Raw genomic sequence first — 23114 nt, forward strand, 5'->3', positions numbered from 1 at the left:
AGGGAGCCAGATGGCGTTACCAAAGAGTGTCCTTATCAGGGAGGTCGGCCCGCGGGACGGACTGCAAAATGAATCAGTCTGGCTGGACACAAGCGAGAAGCGAACGTGGATAGATCTGCTCGCAGCAGCCCAGCTCCCTTATATTGAAGTCACATCATTTGTTCATCCTAAATGGGTTCCAGCTTTAAAAGATGCCAAAGAACTCACCCAATCCTTAAACCAAAAAGACGACATCACCTATGCAGCACTCATTCCCAATGAAAAAGGCTTAGCTCATTTTTTTGAAGCTAATCTTGACACAGGCGCTATGTTTATCTCTTCGAGTGAAACACATAACAAGAAAAATATGAATCAATCCATCCACGAAACACTTCCTGTCATCAAACAAATGACAGCTGATTTAAAAGCAGCAGGAAAAAGGACACGCGCGTATATTTCCACCGTGTTTGGCTGCCCGTATGAAAAACAAGTACCAATGGATCAAGTCCTGCGATTAACGGATATTTTGCTTTCTTATGGCATTGATGAAATATCGCTCGGTGACACCATCGGTGAAGCCCATCCGCTACAAGTAGAAAGGCGCTTAGACATTTTACTTGAACGTTTTCCTGCTGATAAAATCGCTCTTCATTTTCATGATACGAAGGGGATGGCTCTTGCCAATATTTATACGGCATTAAAAGCCGGAATCACGATATTTGACTCCTCCAGCGGAGGGCTTGGCGGATGTCCCTATGCACCTGGCTCCAGCGGAAACGTGGCGACAGAAGATGTGGTGCATATGCTTCAAAAACTAGGAATTGAGACAAATATTCACCTTCCTGCATTAATTCAAGCGGCAGAATGGATTGAAGCAAAAGTAGACCGAACCCTGCCTAGTCACTGTTTACGCGCTTTTCACTCTTAGACTACTTCATAAAGGATGAATAACATGACATCATTGGTCCATTTTTCAATACAAGATGAACAGATCGGCATTATGACCTTAAACAGGCCAGAACAAGCGAATTCCCTATCCTCTACAATGCTCGAGGAGATCAATCAAATCATTCAAGAAATCAAACACGATGAAAGCATCCGCTGTCTGCTCATTACAGGAGCCGGTTCAAAAGTCTTTTGCGCTGGTGCAGATTTAAAAGAACGACGATTGATGACAGAAGCAGAAGCAAAAGGCGCTGTTCTTGCAATTCAGCAAACCTTTATCGAGATTGAATCCATTCCTGTACCTGTCATTGCAGTGATGAACGGACACGCACTTGGTGGAGGACTTGAGCTCGCGCTCGCTTGTGATCTCCGCATTGCACGAGCCGGAGCAAGACTCGGCCTGCCGGAAACAGGACTAGCTATCATACCAGGAGCCGGAGGGACGCAGCGGCTTCCGCGCCTCATTGGACTCGGTAAAGCAAAAGAACTTATTTTCACAGGCGCATCATTACAAGCAGAAGAAGCCATTCAAATCGGGCTGATTGAGCATATTTCTGTAGCAGATTCTCTTATGAACGATGCTATCTCTCTTGCAAAACAAATCATCAAAAATGGTCCGCTTGCCTTAAAAGAAGCGAAGCAAGCGATTCATTCAAGCCTTGATCACGATTTGCATACAGGTCTAACGAAGGAATACGAAGCCTATCTACGACTCATTGATACAGAAGATCGAACGGAAGGTCTTCAAGCCTTCCAAGAAAAACGCACGCCTCAATACAGAGGCAGGTAGCAAGAAAGGGGAATGGGTATGATTGAAGATTATGAACTCAAAAAACAGCAGATTCTGAAAGGCGGGGCCGAGCGATACCATCAAAAAAACAAAGAAAAAGGAAAATTGTTCGTCCGTGACCGCCTTCAGTTGTTATTGGATGAGGATTCTTTCATTGAGGATGCCATGTTTGCCGAGTGTCAAGATGCACATTTACCAGCAGATGGTGTAGTCACAGGGACGGGGCGGATGAATGGGCAGACGGTTTGCGTCATGGCAAATGATTCTACCGTCAAAGCAGGATCATGGGGCGTCAAAACGGTAGAAAAAATCATTAGAATCCAAGAAACAGCCGAAAAACTCAACTGTCCGATGCTGTATTTAGTCGACTCTGCGGGTGCTAGAATCACCGATCAAATCGCCATGTTTCCAGGCAGAAGAGGGGCAGGCCGCATTTTTTATAACCAGGTAAAGCTGTCTGGACGTATTCCGCAAATTTGTTTACTATTTGGTCCTTCTGCAGCCGGAGGTGCTTACATTCCTGCTTTTTGTGACATCGTCGTCATGGTCGAAGGGAATGCCTCAATGTATTTAGGCTCACCGCGAATGGCCGAAATGGTGATTGGAGAGAAAGTATCACTTGAAGAAATGGGCGGGGCGAAAATGCATTGCAGCATTTCTGGGTGCGGCGATATTTTAGCAAAAACAGAAGAAGAAGCCATTCAAATCGCTCGCACCTATTTAACTTACATGCCTGCCAATTATACAGAAAAACCAAAACGGGCAGCCGCAATCTCACCTAAACCATCAGAGATTACCATTCAAGACCTCATCCCTAAAGGGCAGAATACCCCTTTTGATATGTATCAGCTTATTGATTTACTCATTGATGAAGGATCATTTTTTGAAATCAAAAAGCTATTTGCCGCAGAGCTGATCACAGGATTTGGCCGTATGAATGGTCAGCCTGTCGGTCTTATCGCCAACCAGCCGAGGGTAAAAGGTGGGGTATTATTCCATGACTCGGCCGACAAAGCCGCCAAGTTTATTCAGCTATGTGACGCCTTTCATATTCCACTCGTTTTTCTTGCGGATATACCGGGGTTTATGATCGGAACAAAAGTGGAACAAGCAGGTATTATTAGGCATGGGGCGAAAATGATCTCCGCCATGTCAGAGGCAACCGTTCCGAAAATATCCGTCATTGTTCGTAAAGCATATGGTGCAGGTTTATATGCGATGGCAGGACCAGCCTTTGAACCGGACTGCTGTCTCGCACTTCCATCAGCACAAATTGCTGTCATGGGGCCAGAAGCCGCTGTAAATGCTGTCTATGCGAATAAAATTGCCGAACTGCCTGCCGAAGAGAGAGCGGCATTTATACAAGAGAAACGAAAGGAATACCAGGAAGATATGAATATATATGAGCTTGCCTCAGAAATGATTGTCGATGGTGTCATCCCATTTGACCATTTGCGAGATGAGCTTTGTCATAGATTACAAGCCTATACCTCAAAAGAGATGACATTTACAAGACGAAAACACCCGGTTTATCCGGTCTAAAGGGGGCGGCCTCATGATGAACCTAAAACCAGCGTGGATCCCCGAGGAGCAGATGATCAAACAAACACGTCTTTACAAATGGATGCATTCACTTGGTTTTTCTACTTACGATGCGTTCTATCAAGCTAGTATCGACCATACCGATTGGTTTTGGAGAGAAGCTGAAAAGGCGGTCGGCACCGTGTGGAAGGAGCCGTATGAAGCCGTTTTAGGCCAAGATTCATTCATGTGGCCCAATTGGTTTAAAGGCGGCCGGCTCAACGTGGTCGAAACGGCTGTTGACAAATGGGCAGAAGATGAAGAAACCCAGCATCAAACAGCCGTGATTTGGAGAAATGAAGCGGGAGAAGAAAGAAGATGGACGTTTCTCGAACTTCAGGAAAAGGTCAATCGTCTCGCTGCTGGTTTTTTGAAAAAGGGAATTCAAAAAGGGGATGTGGCGGTCATTTATATGCCGATGCTTCCGGAAACGGCTGCCGTCATGCTTGCCTTTGCAAAGATTGGTGTCATCTTTAGCCCAGTTTTTTCTGGCTATGGAAGCGAGCCTCTTGCCGTACGTATTCGTGCATCGGGGGCAAGCATTGTCGTCACAGGGTCGAGCGTGACGCGCCGGGGAAAAACGATCAACATGCGGGAATGTGCGGCAGAAGCAATCGACAAAACCAAGACCGTCAAAACAGTCATTGTACACGCTTCCTCTCATACGGGATATAAAGAGGATATGAAGCTAAACGATTTGTTAAAAGAAGAACCACTAAGTGAAACGACTTATCTTTCAAATGAAGATCCTCTTATGATCTTATACACGTCTGGAACAACCGGTACACCAAAAGGGGCTGTTCATACCCACGCAGGCTTTCCTGTAAAAGCGGCTTTTGATGCTGGTCTTTGTATGGATGTTGCAAAAGGAGACCGCTTGTTTTGGCTCACAGACATGGGATGGATGATGGGGCCATTTCTCGTCTTTGGCGGTTTGATCAATGGAGCTGCAATTGTTTTATATGACGGCGCTCCCGATTATCCAGATGAACAGCACCTTTGGTCATTCATCCACGAGCAAAAAGTCACCCATTTTGGACTTTCACCTACTTTTGTACGTTCTGCGATGCAGCAAAACCTTGCAGACATTGAGCTACCGCATGTCAAAGCCATCATTTCTACAGGTGAACCGTGGAATGAAGCACCATGGCAATGGCTTTTTGACACAATTGGTCAAAAGCACATTCCGATCTTAAATTACTCAGGGGGAACAGAGGTTTCTGGCGGTATTGTAGGAAGTACGCTGCTTCGTCCAATCAAACCGATCCTTTTTAATGCGGCAATCTTAGGAATGGCGGCAGATGTGTTTAATGAGGCAGGACAGAGCATGATGAATGAGGTAGGGGAGCTTGTTGTGAAAAAGCCATGGGTCGGTATGACATGTGGATTTTGGAAAGATCCGGAGCGATATGAAGACACATATTTCAAACGATTTGATGGGGTGTGGACACACGGTGATTGGGTGATGCAATCAGAGGATGGCGCATTCCATATCACGGGCAGATCGGATGATGTCATTAATACAGCAGGAAAACGCGTCGGTCCAGCTGAAATTGAATCCATTCTTGTCGGGCATCCAGCCGTACATGAGGCTGCTGTGATTGGAGTCAAGGATGAGGTGAAGGGAGAAGCACTTGTTTGTTTCGTTGTAGCCAGTTTACAGTCTTTCGAAGAAGCAGCACTCATTTCAGAGCTTAAAACTCATGTTGGTTCATATGCGGGGAAAGCGCTCACTCCAAAGGAAATTCATCTCATTTCAGCTTTACCGAAAACAAGAAACGGAAAAATCGTCCGGCGTTTATTAAAAGGCGCGTATGAACAGCAGCCTTCACCCGATCTATCTTCTTTAGATAATCCGAATGTCTACAAATGCATTTGCGAATACTTGAAAAGGAAACAAAGTATATAAAAAAAGACAGGAGAGATCCCTGTCTTTTTTATTGCACATGAAAATTCGTGCCATCTGTTGTTGCTTTTACAATTCCTGCCCGAATCACAAAATCACCGAAATGTTCATCCTCTTCACGTTCTTTGGCATAGCGGGGGAGAAGAGAGCCAAGCTCGTCTAAAATGTCTTCTTCTCCAACATTTTCTCGGTACAGTTTACTTAATCTGCTGCCATCGAAAGCAGCGCCAAGATACATGTTGTATTTGCCAGGTGATTTCCCGATAAAGCCAATTTCACCTAGTGCATGACGGGCGCATCCATTTGGACATCCAGTCATACGAATCGTGATTTCTTTATCACTTAAGCCGTTTTCTTCGACAATCTCTTCAATTTTGTCAATCAAGCGCGGGAGGTAGCGTTCTGCTTCTGCCATCGCTAAACCACATGTTGGAAGAGAAACACAGGCCATTGAACTGCGGCGCAGTGCCGAGTGCTGCTGGCCAGCTGATAAACCGAACTCCTGAATGAGCTGCTCGATTTGTTTCTTTTTATGCGTTGTGACATTTCCAATCATTAAATTTTGATTCGCTGTTAAGCGGAAGTCACCTGTATGAATCTTTGCGATTTCACGGATGCCTGTCATCAGCGGGTAGTCATCGTAATCCGTGATGCGGCCGCCTTCTACAAACATCGTATAATGCCATCTGCCATTGATGCCTTTTACCCAGCCATAGCGGTCACCGTTATGATCAAAGTGGTAATCTCTTGCGTCTAAAAGGGTAAACCCTAGGCGGCGTTCAAGCTCTTCTTTTACATTCTCAAGACCGAGACGGTCCACTGTATATTTAAAGCGGGCATTTTTTCTCACCGAACGGTTTCCGTAGTCACGTTGAATAGTGATCACTTGTTTGGCAATCTCTACAACTTGTTCCGGTGTACAAAAGCCAATCACTTTTGCAAGCTGAGGATAGGTCGCTGTATCACCATGCGTCATGCCCATTCCGCCGCCAATCGCGACATTAAAGCCGACTAATTGATCATTTTCAATAATCGCAATGAAGCCTAAATCCTGCGAAAAGACATCTATATCGTTAGCAGGAGGGACCGCCACACCAATCTTGAATTTTCTTGGCAGATAAAGCGGACCATACATCGGCTCAACCTCTGTATCAGGCGTAGCCGCTACTTTTTCCTCATCAAGCCAAATTTCATGATATGCTCTTGTTTGCGGAAGCAGGTCATCACTTAATTTTTTGGCGAGCTCGTATACGTCATGGTGTACTTCTGATTGATAGGGATTTGACGTACACATGACATTACGGTTCACATCGCCGCAAGCAGCGATTGTATCAAGCATAGTAGAGTGGATGTCTTGAATGGTCTTTTTCATGTTCCATTTTAAAATACCGTGAAGCTGAAAGGTTTCACGAGTTGTCAGCTTTAACGTACCGTTTCCATATTTATGAGCAAGCTCATCCATGACAAGCCACTGCTTGGATGTAGCAATTCCGCCAGGCAGGCGGACGCGCAGCATAAATTGATAGGCAGGCTCAAGCTTTTGTTTTTGCCGTTCATTTCTCAGGTCACGATCATCCTGTAAATAACTGCCATGATGCTTCATCAGGCGGTTGTCATCATCAGGAATACCCGCTGAAATCGGATCAAGCATCACTTCTTTTAATGTACCCCGTAAATAATCACTTTTTTCTTTGATTTCCTCTACGTCGCTCGGAGGTCCATCCGGCGCTGTTAATGCTGTCTTCACCATGTAAGTAAAAGCTCCTTTCTCTCAAGCATTCAATCAATATACGTCACGCTGATAGCGTTTTTGCTGCTGCAAGTTGGCTAGATAGCTTTCTGCTTTCTCTTTGCTCATCGCACCTTCTTCTTGGATGATTGATAGAAGGGTATCATGAACATCATGCGCCATATGTTTTTCATCTCCGCAGACATATACATAGGCACCTTGTTCCAGCCATTCGAATAATTCTTTACTTTGTTTCTTCATTTGGTGCTGGACATATACTTTTTCCTCTGAATCTCTTGAAAAAGCCACATCCATTTTCGTTAACACACCATCTTTTAACCACTTTTGCCATTCGGTTTGATATAAGAAATCCGTCACAAAGTGCTGATCACCGAAGAACAACCATGACTTTCCATCTGCACCAACTTCCTCACGCTCCTGCATAAATGAACGGAAAGGGGCGATACCTGTGCCTGGTCCCACCATAATGATCGGTGCATCATGGTTTTCAGGAAGCTTAAAGTTTTGATTGTGCTGGATATAAACAGGTAGCTTATCACCTGGCTCTAAGCGCTCCGCACATAAGATTGAGCAGACACCTTGACGTTCTCTTCCGTGAGCATCATATCTCACAGCACCGATCGTCAAATGAACTTCTTCTTCATTTGCTTTAAGGCTGCTTGCAATGGAATAAAGGCGTGCAGGAATTTTTCTTAAAATCGCAGCGAAGTCTGCCGCTGTTCCTTCAAAAGGACCGAAATCACGAGCAGCATCTACTAAATCTCTTCCTGCTATATACGCTTTTAATTTTTCTTCGCTTCCTTCTTCTAAAAGGGCCTGCAAGGCTTCGCTTTTTGTAAAGGACGCCATCTTTTGAAGAAGAGGTTTTGTTAATACGGTAATCTCAAAATGAGAGGTGAGTGCTTCTTTTAAAGGAAGCGTGCCGCCGTTTTTATGAACGGTGACGGTTTCCTCTGCATTCCATCCGCATGTTGTGATCAGTTCATCAACAAGCGCAGGATCATTTGTTGGATAAATACCAAGGCTGTCACCTGGCTCATAAACAAGTCCTGATCCTTCAAGAGAAAGCTCCAAATGACGGGTTTCTTTGTTAGAGCCGCGGCCATTTAGGTTGAGATTTTCAAGCACTTCAGCATAAAAAGGATTTGTTCTTGAGTATTCAGATGCAGCGGTTTGAGTGTTTACTCCTGCTGATTCCTGCTGGGTTGCTGCGGCTCCGCCTTCACTAAGTGAAGATGCCACCCCTTGAAGCCATTCAGAAAACGGCTCATCATAATCAAGGTCACAGTCCACTCGATCGAAAAGACGCGTTCCGCCAAGCTCTTTTAAACGCTCATCAAATTCTTTACCTGTTTGACAGAAGAATTCGTAAGAGCTGTCACCAAGTGAAAGGACAGAAAAGCTTAAATGATCAAGCTTTGGTGCACGTCTGCCGTGAACATATTCATGGAAAGAAAGGGCATTATCAGGCGGATCTCCCTCACCATGTGTGCTGACAATGATCAGTAAATTGTTTATTTTTTTCAGACTATTTGGTTTAAAATCTGACATAGAAGAGAGCGTCACTTGAAAACCTTTCTCTTCAAGATGCTGCGCTGTCTTTTTTGCTAACCCTTCAGAATTGCCTGTTTGCGAGCCATAAAGCACGGTCACATCTTTGCTGACAGGCTGCGCTGGTGCTTCAGCAGAAAGAGAAGGGGTTTGGGCAGTATTTTCTAATCCGGTTAAAGCTGCCTGTGCTGATAAATAACCGGTAAGCCAAATTTTTTGCTGATCTGTTAAAGTCGGAAGCAGCTGATTAAGCAGCTCTGCCTGCTGCTGACTAAACGGACTGTTCAATACATGAAGTTGCAACGATATCCACCTCACAAGGAATATAAACATAGATTAATTCGATAGGAATTATATATATAGGTTCAATTTGAACTTTACCGAAAGTTTGCCATTAAGTAAAATATATAATATTGATTGTCATGATTAAGATTTCTAATACCTTTGCAAGGTGAAATTAGTTTATTCTGTCAAGGAGGAAATATGAGTATTATTAGAGATTTGGAAGATCCAAAAGTTAAGTTTAAATTAGCAAAGAAGGTGTCTATCTATAGAAAGGAATTAGAAAAATTAAATCTGAATCAAGTTGCAGATCTTCGAATTTATGCGAAAGATAAATATGAGAGAGCTGCCAATTTTTCCACAAAAGCTTCAATTATAACAATAACAATTGTGCCAGCATTTTTATTTTTGAACTCCTACTTTAATTCATATTTTAACTATGGATTAGATTTTATTACTAAAAAGCACAAAACTAACGATTCGAAATTGCAAAATGCTTTCGATGAAATTTCAATAAATATAATGGATACTTATCTGAATATCGCTTTAAGTATATTGTTATGTGTTTTTATTGTTCTTCTCAGTAGAAGATTTGATGTTTCCAAAACAAATAAACTTTTTAATTTAATTGATGAAATATATGACATGAAATTAAAACGAGAGGAACAATTTCAAAAGGATTATAAACAAATGCAAAAGAGAAGAGCTATGAATTGGAAGGTAATTTCTTGTGTTCATTATTCTGACCGTTTCGAGATTTTAATGAAATCTCCAAATCGAAAAGAAGCTGAATTTTTTATGTTCTATGAATTAGATCATATTAAAGAGGTTGAAGTAATTTTTGGGATCAGTGGAAAAGTGAATTCACGATCATTATTATAGTCACCACTTTAAACCCCAATGACTTTTTTATGTTCTGATTTAACGAAAGTAGATTCTAAAAAGCTGTCACAGGGTCAAACGATTGAGGTTTGGTTTGATGAATTACAAGAATCGGCTCCTCCTAAAGCAACGGTCAAAAAATATCACATCATGATGGATAAGTAGGGGAGCAGGGGCAGATTCTTTCTATCATGAAAAAGGAGAAAAACCCTAAGGTTTTTCTCCTTTCTCAAATTATGCTGTTGGAAGTCCCATCACAGCTTTCACTTCTAAATATTCCTCGATTCCGAAGTCGCCCCATTCTCTTCCGATACCAGATTGCTTAAAGCCGCCAAACGGGGCAAAGTAATCTGTTTCGGCATTGTTAATGGTAATTTGACCGGCACGAATATGTTCAGCTACATATTTTAATGTTTTTTCATCTTTTCCAACTACATAGCCAGCAAGACCGTAAACTGTATCATTGGCAATCTCAAGGGCATGATCCAGGTCTTGATATGTGATCACACTCATGACGGGTCCGAATATTTCCTCTTGCGCAATGGTCATATCATTTTTCACATTTGTGAAAATAGTATGCTTGGCAAAATATCCTTTGTCTAGTCCGTCCGGCTTCCCAGTTCCCCCAGCAAGCAGATTGGCACCTTCTTCAATTCCTTTTTCAATATAAGACTGCACGGTATCCCATTGCTTTTTGGAGACAAGCGGGCCAGTGGCGTGATCTTCTCGCGGATCACCAACTGTAAACTTCGGCAGGGCATTCAGCAGCGCTTTTTCAAATGCGTCTTTCATTGATTCAGGAATCAGCACACGTGTAGCTGCGGAACATACTTGACCTGTATTCATCGCAATATGATGAACGGCTGTTTCGGCTGCCTCATCCACATCTGCATCATCTAAGACGATAAGAGGGGATTTCCCGCCGAGCTCAAGAGCCACTTTCTTAATATTGTCTGCAGCGTTCTCCATTATTTTAGAGCCGACAGCACCTGATCCAGTAAATGAAACAAAGTCAATATCAGGGTGTGAGCTAATGCCGTCACCAATGACGTCACCAGTTCCGTTAACTAGGTTGAAGACTCCTTTTGGTACGCCTGCTTCATTAATGATGTCTGCAAGAATCATTGCGGCAAAAGGTGTAATTTCCGCAGGCTTTAAGACGACTGGTGAACCTGCTGCAATGGCACCTGCGATTTTAAGTGATGTTTGATTCGTTGGGAAATTCCAAGGTGTAATCAATCCGCTGACACCAATCGCTTCTTTTATAATGGTATGCCCGCCGCGGTCCTCAGTAAATGTATAAGATTTAAGTGCTTCCGCTGCTTTAGAAAAATGTTCATGTCCCATTTTGTAATGAACCTCTTCTGATACTTTCAGCGGTGCACCGAGCTCTTGTGTCATGACTTCTATCAGTTCATCCTTACGTTTTTCGTAGCCGCGCACAATGTTTTCAAGCATCTTTACGCGTTCATTTCGAGATGTTTTTGAGAAAGAAGGGAAGGCGGCACGAGCAGCTTGGACTGCCTTATCTAAATCTTCTTTTGTACCTAAACTAATGGTGCCAATGACTTCCTCTGTAGCAGGATTGATAACCTCTGTCGTTTCGTTTCCTGTTGATGCGATCCATTCTCCGTTAATAAAATGTTTCTCTTGATTTCTCATTCTGACATGTCTCCTTTTTATATGTGATTCCATTCAATATTCTGTTTTCAGGTGATATAAAACTGTACCCACTGTGAAAAATCTAAAACGATGAAACTGTAAAAGAAAAAGTTTCTGATATAATACGCAAAGTGGGACATATGTCCTTTTCAACATCAGGGCATCTATCATTTAATGGAACTAGACTGAAAAAAGAAGGAGCATTTGAACGAATGAAAGGTGTTATTTTCGCTTTATTAGGAGGCGCTTGTATTACACTGCAAGGCGTAGCAAACGCAAGAATCAGCCAGGATATCGGGACATGGCAGGCGGCAACCATCACGCAGCTGACAGGTTTTGTTATCGCACTTATCATTTTACTGATCGTACGTGACGGACACGTTCGAGAATATCGAAAGGTGCAGCCGCTTTATTTAGTAGGCGGCGCATTTGCAGCCATTATTATTTTTAATGAAGTCACTGCGATTCAAATGATCGGTGTCACACTGACGATCGCTGCTTTACTCATTGCACAGCTGGCATTTACCTTTGCAATCGATGCAAAAGGATGGTTTGGTGTACAGAAGAAGAAAATGAAATGGCCGCATTATGCAGGAATTCTATTGATGATCGCGGGTGTAATCATTTTAAAGCTATAAAGGAGGGCGTCAGATGGAAGAGCTTCATGATGAATGTCTATTTTCCTCTTATCTCAAGGCACATCAATTAGAAAACGTCTTTCATCAGAAACTCATATCACATGTCAGCTTATGGCGCTATGAGCAAGGTGAGCTGATTTGTTCAAAGGGAGATCAGAGGGAGCACTTGTACTTGTTAGTAAAAGGGAAATTAAAGATTTTCACCACCACAAAGGAAGGGAAGACCTTTATTCTTAGTTTTAAACATCCTCTTGAAGCGATTGGAGATATTGAATACGTTCAGCAGACAGATATGGTCAATACAGTGGAGGCTGTCACAGAAGTACATATGCTAAGGATTTCTCATCAAGCGCTCATGCGTCATGCGAAGGATGACCCCCGCATATTAACCTTTTTATTAAAAGGTATTACAAACAAATTTTATACGAAATCAAACGATTTGAGCTTCCACCTTTTATATCCTGTAGAGGTCAGGCTCGCAAGCTACTTATTGTCTGTGTTAACAGGTGATAACAGCGCGAGCGCACTTCGTCTTACCGATGCGGCGAGCTTAATTGGTACAAGCTACAGGCATATTAACCGGGTGATTCAGCAATTCTGTGAAAAAGGGCTGATAGAGAGGCAAAGAGGCGAGATTACGATTCTTGACCGGAAAGGGCTCTTAGAAATAGCAGAGCACAACATTTATGAATAGAAGAAATGAAGGGATTCAGACATGATCATAGGAATAGGATTAGCCATCGCGGCTGGCGCACTCGTCAGCTTACAAACCATTTTTAACAGTAAGGTCAATGAGCAGACAGGCTCTTGGTCAACAACCACTCTCGTTCTAGGTATGGGCTTTATTGCTTCACTTTTGATGGGTCTTTTGCTAGAAGGAACCGGCATGTTTCAATTAAGACATATGGAAGCGTGGTACTGGATTAGCGGAGCCATTGGAGTAGGGGTGGTCATCTGCCTCGTTCAAGCAATCAAACGTCTTGGTCCGACTTATGGAATCTCAATTGTCCTGATTTCACAGCTTGGCTGCGCGCTTTTGTTTGATTCGCTTGGCTGGCTTGGGTTAGAGAAAGTGGAATTTTCTCCCGCAAAACTATTAGGTGTCATTGTGATTGTTGCAGGGATCTTGGTGTTTAAATTGACCAAATTGGAACCAGCAGAAGAAGAGCAATCAGAAGAAAAAGGGCTGCCACAAGAGTAGCTGCCCTTTAGATCAACCGCCGCCATAAAACGGTTATCGCGGATAAACCATTTAAAAGGAGCCTTTTCATCAAAGGCTTTTTTTTCTGCCCATAGCCGTCCGCTTTATAGGCTGCTTTGTCCTTCGCGACGAGAATACTATAGGCGATTTTACGTTCGATTGCCTGAGTAAGTGATAGCGCAAACGGGGCACTATCAATGACCAAAATCGACTCTGTATTTAAAAAACTAGACCTCGCATCTAAATTATATGTTCCAATAATACTTAAATAATCATCAATGACCATCGATTTCGCATGAATGGAATACGGACCTTCATATTCGTACAAATGAACGCCTGTTTTCATCAGTTCCTTTTTCGTGCTTAAGTAGCCTGCAAAAGCTAAAGGATTTGGTGTGGCTGTCAGAGAATTCGTGACAACTGTTGTTTGAATCTCGCTAGCTAATGGAGTGAGGCCGTCCTTCATGGGTCGTGTCGGGATAATATAAGGCGTCTGTATTAGCACAGATCGCTTTGCCCGGTGAGCAAGATCGTTTAATTTTTTCAGTACAAGAGGACGCTTATTGAAGCGCTCCACTGGATTTGTAAAGAATGCAATCTGTTTTACTGAGGTGGTATCTGCTGCCCAATTAAAGGACGACATCACAAAAGGTTCTTTCGTACGCACTGCCTCCTGATAGGACCTAAGCAGTTTCTTTCTTAGTTTTAAGCCTTTTTTTGCTTTTTGCTTGGAGAACACGGCTTTTGTTTTTTTCGTAAAGTTATGATTCCATAAATAAACGAAATATTGCTCCATTTCATCTAATACTTTTCCTTTTTTGTCGTTATAAAGCAGCACATCGCGGTCGAATGCAAAGTCTTTCGGCGGCTGATCTGCAAAGTATTTATCACCGATATTTCTTCCGCCCATGACAGCTACTCGGCCATCTGCCAGCAGCAGCTTATCATGAAGGCGGTTATGCCACGTCCATGGCTTAAATAACCGAAAGGGCTCATAAAAACGAATGGCCATGTTCGGGTGATTTGCCACGGCATACCGTAAATGCTTCAGCGGTCCACGCAAACTGTGGCAGATGCCGTCTAAAAGCAGCTGAACTTTCACCCCACGATCAGCTGCTTCAATTAAAGCACCTAGTACCCATTCGGCTGTTTTTCCCTTTTGAATGGAGTAATAACTAAGACGGATCATCCTCTTTGCCTCACGAATCATTTGAATTCTGGCCTGGCCAGACTCAAATCCATCGTCAAGAAGCATCACTTGATTTGTGCCCTGATCGTCTCCTGAGATGGAAGAGGCTTTATAGATACAATGTTCTTTGCATGTTTTTTGAATCGGTAAATAAAACAAAACAAATGCGGTCAAAAAGACATAAACGACATAGAGAAGGATCAGATAAAACAAAAGATGAAGCATACGGATCAGCTCCTTTCACATAGACACAAATTTTCCTTAGTTTATGTCAAAAATAAAATTTCACTCATTTTCGCCTTTCACCTAAATACATGACAAAAGAATCATCTTGTTTTTATTGGGCATTTAATTATAGTATGAAATGAGTAAGGGGGAATCGAATTGAACGAATCATTATTTAACATCCCAAGCGATGTATATCAAACGTTAAGTGAAACAGAACGTTATTTACTCAATTATATTCACCAGCATTTAGAGGATATCTCCACCTTATCCATTGTCACTTTAAGCGAAAGAGCCAATGTATCGACAGCCACAATTGTCAGACTGATGAAAAAAATTGGTTATAATGGCTATACATCCTTTAAATATCGATTGAAACAAGAAAAGAAAATGACAGATGCAAGCGACCAGCTCAAGAATATTGATGAAGACATCAAACTAGCGATTCGGAAAAATGAAGAAGAGGTTTTAAAGACGATCCAGCTGCAAAGTATTGGACAAATTGAAGATGCCGTTCAAAAAATACATAATGCAGACAAAATTTATATTTTCGGCAGAGGCTTCTCAGAAATGATCGCCAAAGAGATGACCATCAAATTACAGCTCATCGGGAAAACATGTGAAGTACACGACGATCCAAATATCATTCGGCTGAAATCGCGAGACATTGAAAAAAGTGAGCTTGCCATCTTTGTTTCATTAAATGGCGAAACAGCTGAGCTCGTTGAAGCGTGTCAAAACCTCAGCATGAAGCAAGTCACAACTATAACTGTCACGACAAGAATTGATTCTACATTAAGCAAAATATCAGATATGACACTAGTCGGATATAAAGGGGAACAATCTTTCTTCCCAGATTATGAAGTCAGATCCCGCCTGTCTCTCCATGTCATTGCCCGCATTTTACTCGATGCCTATGTGATCCGAATGAAATAACCAATAAGAAAGCCTTCGAGACTTTGATCTGGAAGGCTTTTTCTCATGAAAACCTTTACACATTCTGAAAACATTTTCACTGAATCGTATGAGATACTTTCTTTAGAGAAAAGAAAGAAGGTGAAACCAATTGATTTATACCTGCACCTTAAATCCTGCTATTGACCTATATATTGCATTAAAAGAAATGCGGGCAAATGCAGTCAACCGTACGGAAGATGAAGATTATCAGCCGAATGGAAAAGGCGTGAACGTGTCGATTATGCTAAAGAAATATGGCTTCACCAGCACTGCATTAGGGTTTATCGCTGGGTTTTCAGGCTCTTATATTGAACAATCCTTAAAGGATCTCTCTATTCAGACCGATTTTATCTCGGTTGAGGGAATTACACGCATTAATGTTTTTATCAATACGACAGAAGAATACAAGCTCGTGAACCAGGGCCCTGCGATTGAAGAAAGAGCGCTTCACGCCTTTCGTGAGAAAATTGCAGCTATCCCGCAGGGGGGCATCCTCATCATGTCAGGCAGTTTGCCAAAGGGCGTTCCTGCCAGCATTTTTTCAGAAGTAGCAGCTATTTGCCATCAACAGAAGGTCAAGTTCATTTTAGACACAAGCTCTGCAGCGGTTCTTGAGACGCTTCAATACAAGCCGTATTTATTAAAACCAAATGAAGAAGAAATTGCTGCTTTTTTCGGCAAAACACATCCTCTGTCAGAAAAAGAACTCATTCAATCAGGAGAAAAGCTTATTGAGATGGGTGCAGAGCAAGTGCTTATTTCCCGCGGGGGAGAAGGGGCTTTGTTCATTACGAAAAACGCCGTCTTAAAAGGAAACGCACCGACAGGCATTGTAGTAAACACAGCTTGCTCTGGAGATGCGATGCTTGCAGCTTTTCTTAGTAAACAGCTTGAAGGACATTCACCTGAAGAATGCTTACGATACGGCATTGCAACAGGAGCCTCTACCGCATTTTCGAAAGGCTTAAGTGATTTACATGACATTGATTCATTGATTGAGCAAGTACACATACAGAAAATATAAGGGGGAATACACATGAGCCGTAAAAAAATTGTCGCTGCAACCGGCTGTCCAACAGGCATTGCACACACATTTATGGCAGCTGAAGCATTAAAAATCGCTGCTGAGCAACTAGGGGTCGACATCAAAGTCGAAACGCATGGTCAAGTAGGAATTGAAAACGCTTTAACTGATCAAGACATTATGGAAGCAGATGGAGTCATTGTGGCAGCCGACAAAGATGTGCATACAGACCGTTTTCACGGCAAGCCACTGATTGAAGTGCCTGTAGCCAAAGGCATTCGCACGCCGACTGAGCTGATTCAGAGCATTATCAATGGAGATGCTCCCGTTCATCAAGTGAAAGGAAGAGCTTCTGGAACAGAGAAACCATCTGCTCCTTCATCCTCTCAACAAAAGTCGGCAAATAAATGGATACACACTATTTATAAGCACTTAATGAACGGTGTATCGCACATGCTGCCATTTGTCGTTGGAGGCGGGGTCTTAATAGCTATTTCCTTCCTATTCGGAATCTACTCTGCTGATCCTCAGCACGAAACGTATCATCCGTTTGCTGCCTATTTGAAAAGCATTGGCGGACTTGGCTTTAGCTTAATGGTACCAATTTTAGCAGCATTTATCGCTGATTCAATTGCAAGACGCCCAGGGATGGTCGTCGGTTTTATAGGAGGGCTCCTTGCAAATGATGGAGGTGCTGGCTTCTTAGGCGGTATTATCGCAGGTTTTGCAGCAGGATATATCATTTTATTGCTTCAATTCTTGCTTCAAAAATTACCAGCATCACTTGATGGATTAAAATCGATCTTCATCTATCCTGTCATCGGTATTTTCTTAATTGGGGCTGTGATGACCCCGCTATTGGTTCCCATCACAGGGTTAAATAATTCCTTAATGGATTTTCTCTCATCTGTACAATCCACAAATCCGCTGCTTTTAGGCTTAATTGTGGGAGCAATGTGTGGATTTGATATGGGCGGACCATTTAACAAAGCAGCCTATGTTACAGGAACGGCTTTACTTGCACAAGGCAACCTTTACTTTATGGCAGGTGTGTCTGCAGCATGTATCACACCACCACTTATCATTGCGATTGCTACAACCATTTTCCGAAAACATTTCACGCCACAAGAACGAAATGCTGGGGCAATCAACTATATTCTGGGGGCGACACATATTACAGAAGGAGCCATCCCATTTGCGGCAAAAAACCCAGTCGTTGTCCTGCCAATTATCATGTTTGGTTCCGCCATCTCTGCTATATTGACATATTTGTTTGGCGTGCAGGTTCCAGCTCCGCATGGTGGATTCCTTGTCCTTCCAGTTGTCACAGGTGCATTCCAATGGGTGCTTTCCATACTAATCGGATCAATTGTAGGTGCGATTCTATACGGACTTTACCGTAAAAAAATAGACAAACCCGCAGTTTAAGAGGGAGGAAGAGAAATAATGGAACATATCTATATGAATCTTCACGAAACAGCTTCTTCACAGGCTGGCGTGTTCGCAGCCATTGCTGACATTGCCTACAAAGCAGGTATTTGCACCTCACCAGAGGAAGTCAAAAAAGGCTTAGCGGAAAGAGAAGCTCTGAGTACAACCGGTTTTCAAGATGGATTTGCCATTCCGCATACACAAACAGAAGCCATCACGAAACCAGCACTTGTGATCGTCCGCACGGAAACAGGCATTGAATGGGACGCTTTTGATGGGAAGCCTTGCTTTTTCTTCTTATCCTTATTGATTCCTAAAAGTGAAGCAGGTACGACTCATTTAAAGGCTCTTTCTGCCCTTTCACGAGGCTTAATGGATGAAACGAAACGTCAAAAACTGCTGGAAACAAGAACAAATGAAGACATGCTGGCTGTATTAAAAACGGATATTTTAACTAGAGAGGATGTTTGATCATGCCTTTACTTTCAACAACACCAATGCTTGAGGCTGCGAAAAAAGAAAAATACGGAATTGTGGCATTCAATGTACACTCCTTTGACAGTATCTATTGGGTACTCGAAACGGCAGCAGAATTAAAGTCACCTGTGATATTGCAAACAACGGTTGGAACGGTTCAATCTCTTGGAGCAAAAGCGATTGCAGATACAGTGAAGGCGGCGGCTGATCAATATCAAATCCCAATCGGTCTTCACCTCGATCATTGCACAGACTTTGATGTGATTCTCACCTGTATCAGAGCGGGATATACATCCGTTATGATCGATGCATCTATGCATTCATATGAAGAAAATGTTCGTCGCACAAAAGAAGTCGTGGATCTTGCCTTAAAAGTGGGTGTAAATGTCGAAGCAGAATTAGGCAAGGTAGGCGGTGTTGAAGATGATATCGTTGTTGATGAAAAGGATGCTGAAAAAGCCGTTCCATCAGAATGCCGTCAATTTGTAGAAGAAACTGGGGTGCCCACTTTAGCGCCTGCGATTGGTACTGCCCATGGCATTTATAAAGGGGTGCCGGATATTGACTTTGCCCGCATTGAACAAATTGCGGACCTGGTCGATGTACCACTTGTTCTCCACGGTGGTTCTGCTGTACCGGATGAGGATGTGAAGCGATGCGTTGCACTTGGTATGGCAAAGGTGAATGTCTCAACTGAATTGAAAAATGCATACTCCGAGGCCATACGTGATCATTTCTCAAATGAACCTGAAAGCTTAGATCCGCGTATGTATTTACAAAAAGCAAAACAAGCAGCAAAAGACATGGTCCAATCGAAAATCCGAATCGTTGGCAGTGAGGGCAAAGCCCATCCGCTATATCAATAAGAAAAAAAGCAGAGCTGCAATTGCTCTGCTTTTTCACATTATTCGTTTTCTTTCATTTCATTTGATGTACGTACTCGTGCATTTCCCATAAATATGACTGTAATCGCCGCAAGTGCAATCGGGAATAAAGCAAGCAAAAATACATACGTAATACTTTGTGACATTGCATCGATGACTTTATTTAAAATATCAGTCGGAATTTGTGAGCGGGCACCTTCTTGGAAAATAGCCTGTGGATCGCCTATTTGAGAAGGGGCTCCTTTCATTCCGCTAAAGGCATTAGCTAAACGATTTGTCAGCACATTGGTTTGAATCGTCCCGAAAATCGTGACACCGAGCGTCATCCCAAGTGATCTCATAAATGAATTGGTCGAGTTTGCACTGCCTCGATAGCGCGGCTCAAGATCATTCATTGAAGCTGACGGTAGGAGGGAGAAGCTGAATCCAACGCCAAAGCCTGATATCATCATAAAGAGTGTGAGCCACAGTCTTGCTGTATCTGGTGACATATTGGCAAGCAGCAGCATCCCAGCGAAAAATGAAATGACAGAGATGGTCATAAGACGTCTGAAAGGCACTTTCGTCTGCATCGTTCCGCCAATCATACTGCCAATGACTGATCCAATCATCATCGGTGTTAAAATAAACCCTGCACTTGTCGCAGATTCACCGTACACCGCTTGCACGAAAATAGGAATAAAGACGGCAAGAATAATGAATGTCCCACCATATAAAAACGCCAAAATTTGAGATGTCGCAAATAATCGATTTTTAAACATCCAAAATGAGATAATCGGTTCCTCAGCTTTACGCTCAACAATAAAGAAGATCGTACCGAACACAAGAAACACAGCAAAAAGGGTGAGGATTTGCACCGAATCCCAAGCATAAGATTTACCGCCAAGCTCAAGGGCGAACATTAAGCTGACAACCGCAACGACAAGTGTAATAGCACCTGACCAGTCGATTTTCTGCTTACGATGTTCAAGCGATTCCTGATAGTATCTGGCGATCAAGAAGACACTGACAATACCGATTGGTACGTTAATATAAAAAACCCAATGCCAGCCGATCGAATCCGTAATAATAGCACCTAAGAGCGGTCCGAGTACACTTGATAAACCAAAGACAGCTCCAAACATACCAGACATTTTTCCGCGCTTTTCAGGCGGGAAGATGTCAAAGATAATTGTAAATGCGATTGGAAGAAGGGCACCGCCTCCAAGCCCTTGAATGGCTCGGTAAATAATAAGCTGATCCATCGTTTGTGCGATACCGCACAGCGCTGATCCAATTAAAAAGAAAATAAGTCCAAACAGAAAAAAACGCTTTCGACCATACATATCAGAAAGCTTTCCGTAAATAGGCATTCCCGCCATTACTGCCACCATATAAGAAGCCGTCACCCAAGCAAATTTATCAAAACTGCCCAAATCTGCTACGATGCTTCCCATCGCTGTTGCAACAATGGTATTGTCCATCGCTGCCATAAAAATACCTAACAGCAAACCGATGACAACAAAGCGAGTGGATGCCTTGCCTTTATCCACATGATTCATTTCATTTACCTCCTGCTTACGTTCTCTCATTATTTTTGCTATGATCAACTTAAATATTAAAGTAAGAGAACATTTATCTTGATGATCAAGATAAATTGATTTTAAAGGGAGGAGAACAAGTTGTCAATAAAGAACGAGGCTGAAGACAGAGCAACCCAGATCATCCATACAATGAGGCGCCTCGCCACACGAACCGTTTTATTCCACCAAGCGGCCGCACAATCACTTGGCCTTTTTCCAACAGATCTCAAATCCGCCGATTTATTAAACGAACTCGGCCCCCTCACAGCAGGAGAATTAAGTGAAAAAACTGGCCTTAGCTCAGGTGCAGTCACAGCTCTTATTGACCGCCTTGAAAAAGCGGGCTACGCCAAAAGAGAAAAGGACCCAAAGGACAAACGAAGAGTTATCATCGTTCCATTAACGGCAGGGAAATCACAGGTGAAAGAACTCTTTCGATCCTTATCAACATCAACGAAGGAACTCACAAATGAATACAAACCAGAAGAATTAGATTTAATTATTCAATTTATATCTGAAGCAGCAGATATCATGGAGCAAGAACTTCAATTGCTTAAGTCTAAATCGTAAAAAGTACACTGATGCGGGTGTGCTTTTTCTAAGTGCATTCCTAATTCATGTAGGGATTGCCTCGACTAGTGACATCTTCCTCTTCAAAAAGGGCATATCATTGATAACGGCAACAATAATTTTTATTTCATTTATGATACAGGTAAAATTGTTGGTTATGATAATGGTAAATCTACTAGTTGGATTAGGGGAGAACTGACGAGTGGCAATGTGTATCACGGCCACCCGATTGCTGGAGACAGATTAACTAAATATTTAAATAAATTAGGAATAAAATAACTAGAATATTAACAAAGAGGTCAGATGATGATGAGAAAATATGTGAAACTTGATATTCCCGAAGTAAACATTCACCCTTTAAGAATAACTGAAGGTTGGATTGTACGTTATAATAATTTTAGGGAAATTGACCCTAAAAAGTTAGAAGCAGAAGATGATAGATGGTTTATGTTCACTGAAAGTTTATTACAACTTTATCATGAGAAATCATCAATAACATTGGATTTAGGGTGGTATCCTGATTTATCTTCTGATGGTAACTACCTTGTTCTAATAGTTAAAAATACAGATTGGGACAATCCTATTGAGGAATTCAGCTCGGATGACTATACCAAAGTGATTGATTTTATAGAATTTCATTTGAAAGAAATTACATCCAACTGGTGGAAATAAAATAATAGATACTTATTTACTAACAAATTAACATCGCTAGTTTCTTCAGTTTTACTCGTTTTTGATCAATTTTTGAGGCTGTAGGTACTCGAATGTGTTCTCAGAGTAATTTCATAATTAGGAGACTCTATATGTTTAGAGAATTAGATAATCTTTTATCTGCTGATACAACAGTAGATTCATGGTCTGATGACGGGTGTTTGATTGCTAGTGAGATACTCTCTGATTTTAGCCTAAACGACTGGAAAGAACTATCAAATCAGGTGCTTAATAAACCAATAGAGTGGCGGCGTAAAATCGCTTATTGTCTGGATAATGAGTGCAAAGAATATGAGTTAAATATTTTAATAGATTTGTTGAATACTAATGATAACGAATTATTTGAGATTTGTATTGATACTTTGAGAAGTTTCCCAATTGAAGAAGGCAAGAAATTGATATTGAACAAACCTCAAATTTTAGAACGTGTAAATCATGTAGTGGCTACTACTACGAATTCACCAGTAAAAGGAGTTCTTCAAGACTTTCTTTCAAACATGCATTCAAATTAGTTCATTTTTTTTAATGAGATTACGCAAAAAAACCTTGATTGGCTTAATGCCTTTCAAGGTTTTTTGTGTTATTGTACTTCAAATTGAGAAAAAAACGACAAAAAGGGAGATGAGGACCTTTTTTCCTGTGTGGGTCACGTATGATAGAGACAAGCCAAAATGAGCACTCACAGCTTTTATAGTGAGTGTTTTTTGAATGAGGGATACTTTACATCTTTTTCTTGAAAAAGTATAGATGTTAAACAGACCAGCCACTTTAACGGCGAACTTCTTCATAAGAAAATGAGGTTGGTACAATAAACAGAAAAACATCCTCTAATAATGCATAGAGAATGCTGCTCTGTTTAGAAGGTGGAAATTATTTTAATTTATTTGTTCAATCAGTTTCACAAATTCGAGTGAAGA

At 42.0% G+C, this 23114-nt stretch carries 22 protein-coding genes; 17 read left to right on the forward strand and 5 right to left on the reverse strand.

The features are described 5' to 3' along the window. The first annotated feature begins 10 nt into the window (after positions 1-10). The 4 genes from AMR95_RS13960 to AMR95_RS13975 are packed head-to-tail and all read left to right on the forward strand — an operon-like array spanning position 11 to position 5204. Positions 11-907, forward strand: coding sequence for a hydroxymethylglutaryl-CoA lyase (locus AMR95_RS13960; RefSeq protein WP_058838621.1), 897 nt, complete (start codon positions 11-13; stop codon positions 905-907). Between the two features lie 24 nt (positions 908-931). Continuing rightward, on the forward strand, positions 932-1714 hold the full coding sequence (locus tag AMR95_RS13965) for an enoyl-CoA hydratase (RefSeq protein WP_058838622.1): 783 nt from the start codon (positions 932-934) through the stop codon (positions 1712-1714). Positions 1715-1732: 18 nt separating this feature from the next. Beyond that, the gene (locus AMR95_RS13970) at positions 1733-3256 is read left to right on the forward strand and encodes an acyl-CoA carboxylase subunit beta (protein ID WP_058838623.1); all 1524 of its coding nucleotides are present in this window, start codon (positions 1733-1735) and stop codon (positions 3254-3256) included. 13 nt (positions 3257-3269) lie between these two features. After that, the gene (locus AMR95_RS13975; protein WP_058838624.1) at positions 3270-5204 is read left to right on the forward strand and encodes an AMP-binding protein; all 1935 of its coding nucleotides are present in this window, start codon (positions 3270-3272) and stop codon (positions 5202-5204) included. Positions 5205-5232: 28 nt separating this feature from the next. On the opposite strand, the gene cysI is transcribed toward AMR95_RS13975, so the two are convergent. Both cysI and AMR95_RS13985 read right to left on the reverse strand, forming a co-directional pair. Then, positions 5233-6951, reverse strand: a complete 1719-nt coding sequence (gene cysI / locus AMR95_RS13980) for an assimilatory sulfite reductase (NADPH) hemoprotein subunit (protein WP_058838625.1) — start codon at positions 6949-6951, stop codon at positions 5233-5235. Between the two features lie 33 nt (positions 6952-6984). After that, on the reverse strand, positions 6985-8805 hold the full coding sequence (locus AMR95_RS13985; RefSeq protein WP_058838626.1) for an assimilatory sulfite reductase (NADPH) flavoprotein subunit: 1821 nt from the start codon (positions 8803-8805) through the stop codon (positions 6985-6987). Between the two features lie 180 nt (positions 8806-8985). Here AMR95_RS13985 and AMR95_RS13990 point away from each other — a divergent pair, with 180 nt between their 5' ends. Further along, positions 8986-9666 carry a hypothetical protein gene (locus tag AMR95_RS13990; protein WP_058838627.1) on the forward strand — a complete coding sequence of 227 codons (681 nt, stop codon included), beginning with the start codon at positions 8986-8988 and terminating at the stop codon, positions 9664-9666. An 18-nt stretch (positions 9667-9684) separates the two neighbouring features. Then, on the forward strand, positions 9685-9831 hold the full coding sequence (locus AMR95_RS19595) for a DUF3221 domain-containing protein (RefSeq protein WP_082672247.1): 147 nt from the start codon (positions 9685-9687) through the stop codon (positions 9829-9831). Between the two features lie 69 nt (positions 9832-9900). On the opposite strand, the gene AMR95_RS13995 is transcribed toward AMR95_RS19595, so the two are convergent. Then, complete coding sequence (locus AMR95_RS13995) at positions 9901-11328, reverse strand: aldehyde dehydrogenase family protein (RefSeq protein WP_058838628.1); 1428 nt, start codon at positions 11326-11328, stop codon at positions 9901-9903. Positions 11329-11540: 212 nt separating this feature from the next. Between AMR95_RS13995 and AMR95_RS14000 the strand changes: the two genes are divergently transcribed. Genes AMR95_RS14000 through AMR95_RS14010 form a run of 3 tightly spaced genes read left to right on the forward strand, consistent with a single transcriptional unit; the run spans position 11541 to position 13167 of the window. Next, on the forward strand, positions 11541-11966 hold the full coding sequence (locus tag AMR95_RS14000) for a DMT family transporter (protein WP_039183136.1): 426 nt from the start codon (positions 11541-11543) through the stop codon (positions 11964-11966). Positions 11967-11979: 13 nt separating this feature from the next. After that, positions 11980-12660, forward strand: coding sequence for a Crp/Fnr family transcriptional regulator (locus AMR95_RS14005; RefSeq protein ID WP_058838629.1), 681 nt, complete (start codon positions 11980-11982; stop codon positions 12658-12660). Between the two features lie 21 nt (positions 12661-12681). Further along, complete coding sequence (locus AMR95_RS14010) at positions 12682-13167, forward strand: DMT family transporter (RefSeq protein WP_039179091.1); 486 nt, start codon at positions 12682-12684, stop codon at positions 13165-13167. Between the two features lie 7 nt (positions 13168-13174). Here AMR95_RS14010 and AMR95_RS14015 read toward each other — a convergent pair whose 3' ends face one another. Further along, positions 13175-14581, reverse strand: a complete 1407-nt coding sequence (locus AMR95_RS14015) for a phospholipase D-like domain-containing protein (RefSeq protein ID WP_039179087.1) — start codon at positions 14579-14581, stop codon at positions 13175-13177. A 159-nt stretch (positions 14582-14740) separates the two neighbouring features. On the opposite strand from AMR95_RS14015, the gene AMR95_RS14020 reads away from it, so the two are divergent. The 5 genes from AMR95_RS14020 to AMR95_RS14040 all read left to right on the forward strand — a co-directional run bounded on the left by AMR95_RS14020 (position 14741) and on the right by AMR95_RS14040 (position 19336). Then, entirely contained in the window at positions 14741-15517 is a 777-nt protein-coding gene (locus AMR95_RS14020) for a MurR/RpiR family transcriptional regulator (protein WP_024425669.1), read from the forward strand. Positions 15518-15647: 130 nt separating this feature from the next. Next, positions 15648-16562 carry a 1-phosphofructokinase gene (gene pfkB, locus AMR95_RS14025; RefSeq protein WP_058838630.1) on the forward strand — a complete coding sequence of 305 codons (915 nt, stop codon included), beginning with the start codon at positions 15648-15650 and terminating at the stop codon, positions 16560-16562. Positions 16563-16574: 12 nt separating this feature from the next. Beyond that, positions 16575-17990: a PTS fructose transporter subunit IIC gene (locus AMR95_RS14030; protein ID WP_039179080.1), complete on the forward strand. Its 1416-nt coding sequence runs from the start codon at positions 16575-16577 to the stop codon at positions 17988-17990. A 15-nt stretch (positions 17991-18005) separates the two neighbouring features. Continuing rightward, on the forward strand, positions 18006-18464 hold the full coding sequence (locus AMR95_RS14035) for a PTS sugar transporter subunit IIA (protein WP_058838631.1): 459 nt from the start codon (positions 18006-18008) through the stop codon (positions 18462-18464). A gap of 2 nt (positions 18465-18466) precedes the next feature. Beyond that, entirely contained in the window at positions 18467-19336 is an 870-nt protein-coding gene (locus AMR95_RS14040) for a class II fructose-bisphosphate aldolase (protein WP_047203423.1), read from the forward strand. Between the two features lie 38 nt (positions 19337-19374). On the opposite strand, the gene AMR95_RS14045 is transcribed toward AMR95_RS14040, so the two are convergent. Continuing rightward, positions 19375-20895: an MDR family MFS transporter gene (locus AMR95_RS14045; RefSeq protein WP_058838632.1), complete on the reverse strand. Its 1521-nt coding sequence runs from the start codon at positions 20893-20895 to the stop codon at positions 19375-19377. A 171-nt stretch (positions 20896-21066) separates the two neighbouring features. Here AMR95_RS14045 and AMR95_RS14050 point away from each other — a divergent pair, with 171 nt between their 5' ends. From AMR95_RS14050 to AMR95_RS14060, 3 genes are all read left to right on the forward strand, one after another. Next, positions 21067-21486: a MarR family winged helix-turn-helix transcriptional regulator gene (locus AMR95_RS14050; RefSeq protein WP_048240310.1), complete on the forward strand. Its 420-nt coding sequence runs from the start codon at positions 21067-21069 to the stop codon at positions 21484-21486. A 309-nt stretch (positions 21487-21795) separates the two neighbouring features. Beyond that, positions 21796-22158 (forward strand): hypothetical protein, encoded by a 363-nt coding sequence (locus AMR95_RS14055; RefSeq protein ID WP_058838694.1) that lies wholly within the window; start codon positions 21796-21798, stop codon positions 22156-22158. Between the two features lie 131 nt (positions 22159-22289). Next, positions 22290-22709 (forward strand): hypothetical protein, encoded by a 420-nt coding sequence (locus tag AMR95_RS14060; protein ID WP_058838633.1) that lies wholly within the window; start codon positions 22290-22292, stop codon positions 22707-22709. The last annotated feature ends 405 nt before the right edge of the window (positions 22710-23114 follow it).

This window comes from Bacillus sp. G1(2015b) (assembly GCF_001482475.1).
Taxonomy (GTDB): Bacteria; Bacillota; Bacilli; order Bacillales; family Bacillaceae; genus Bacillus; species Bacillus safensis.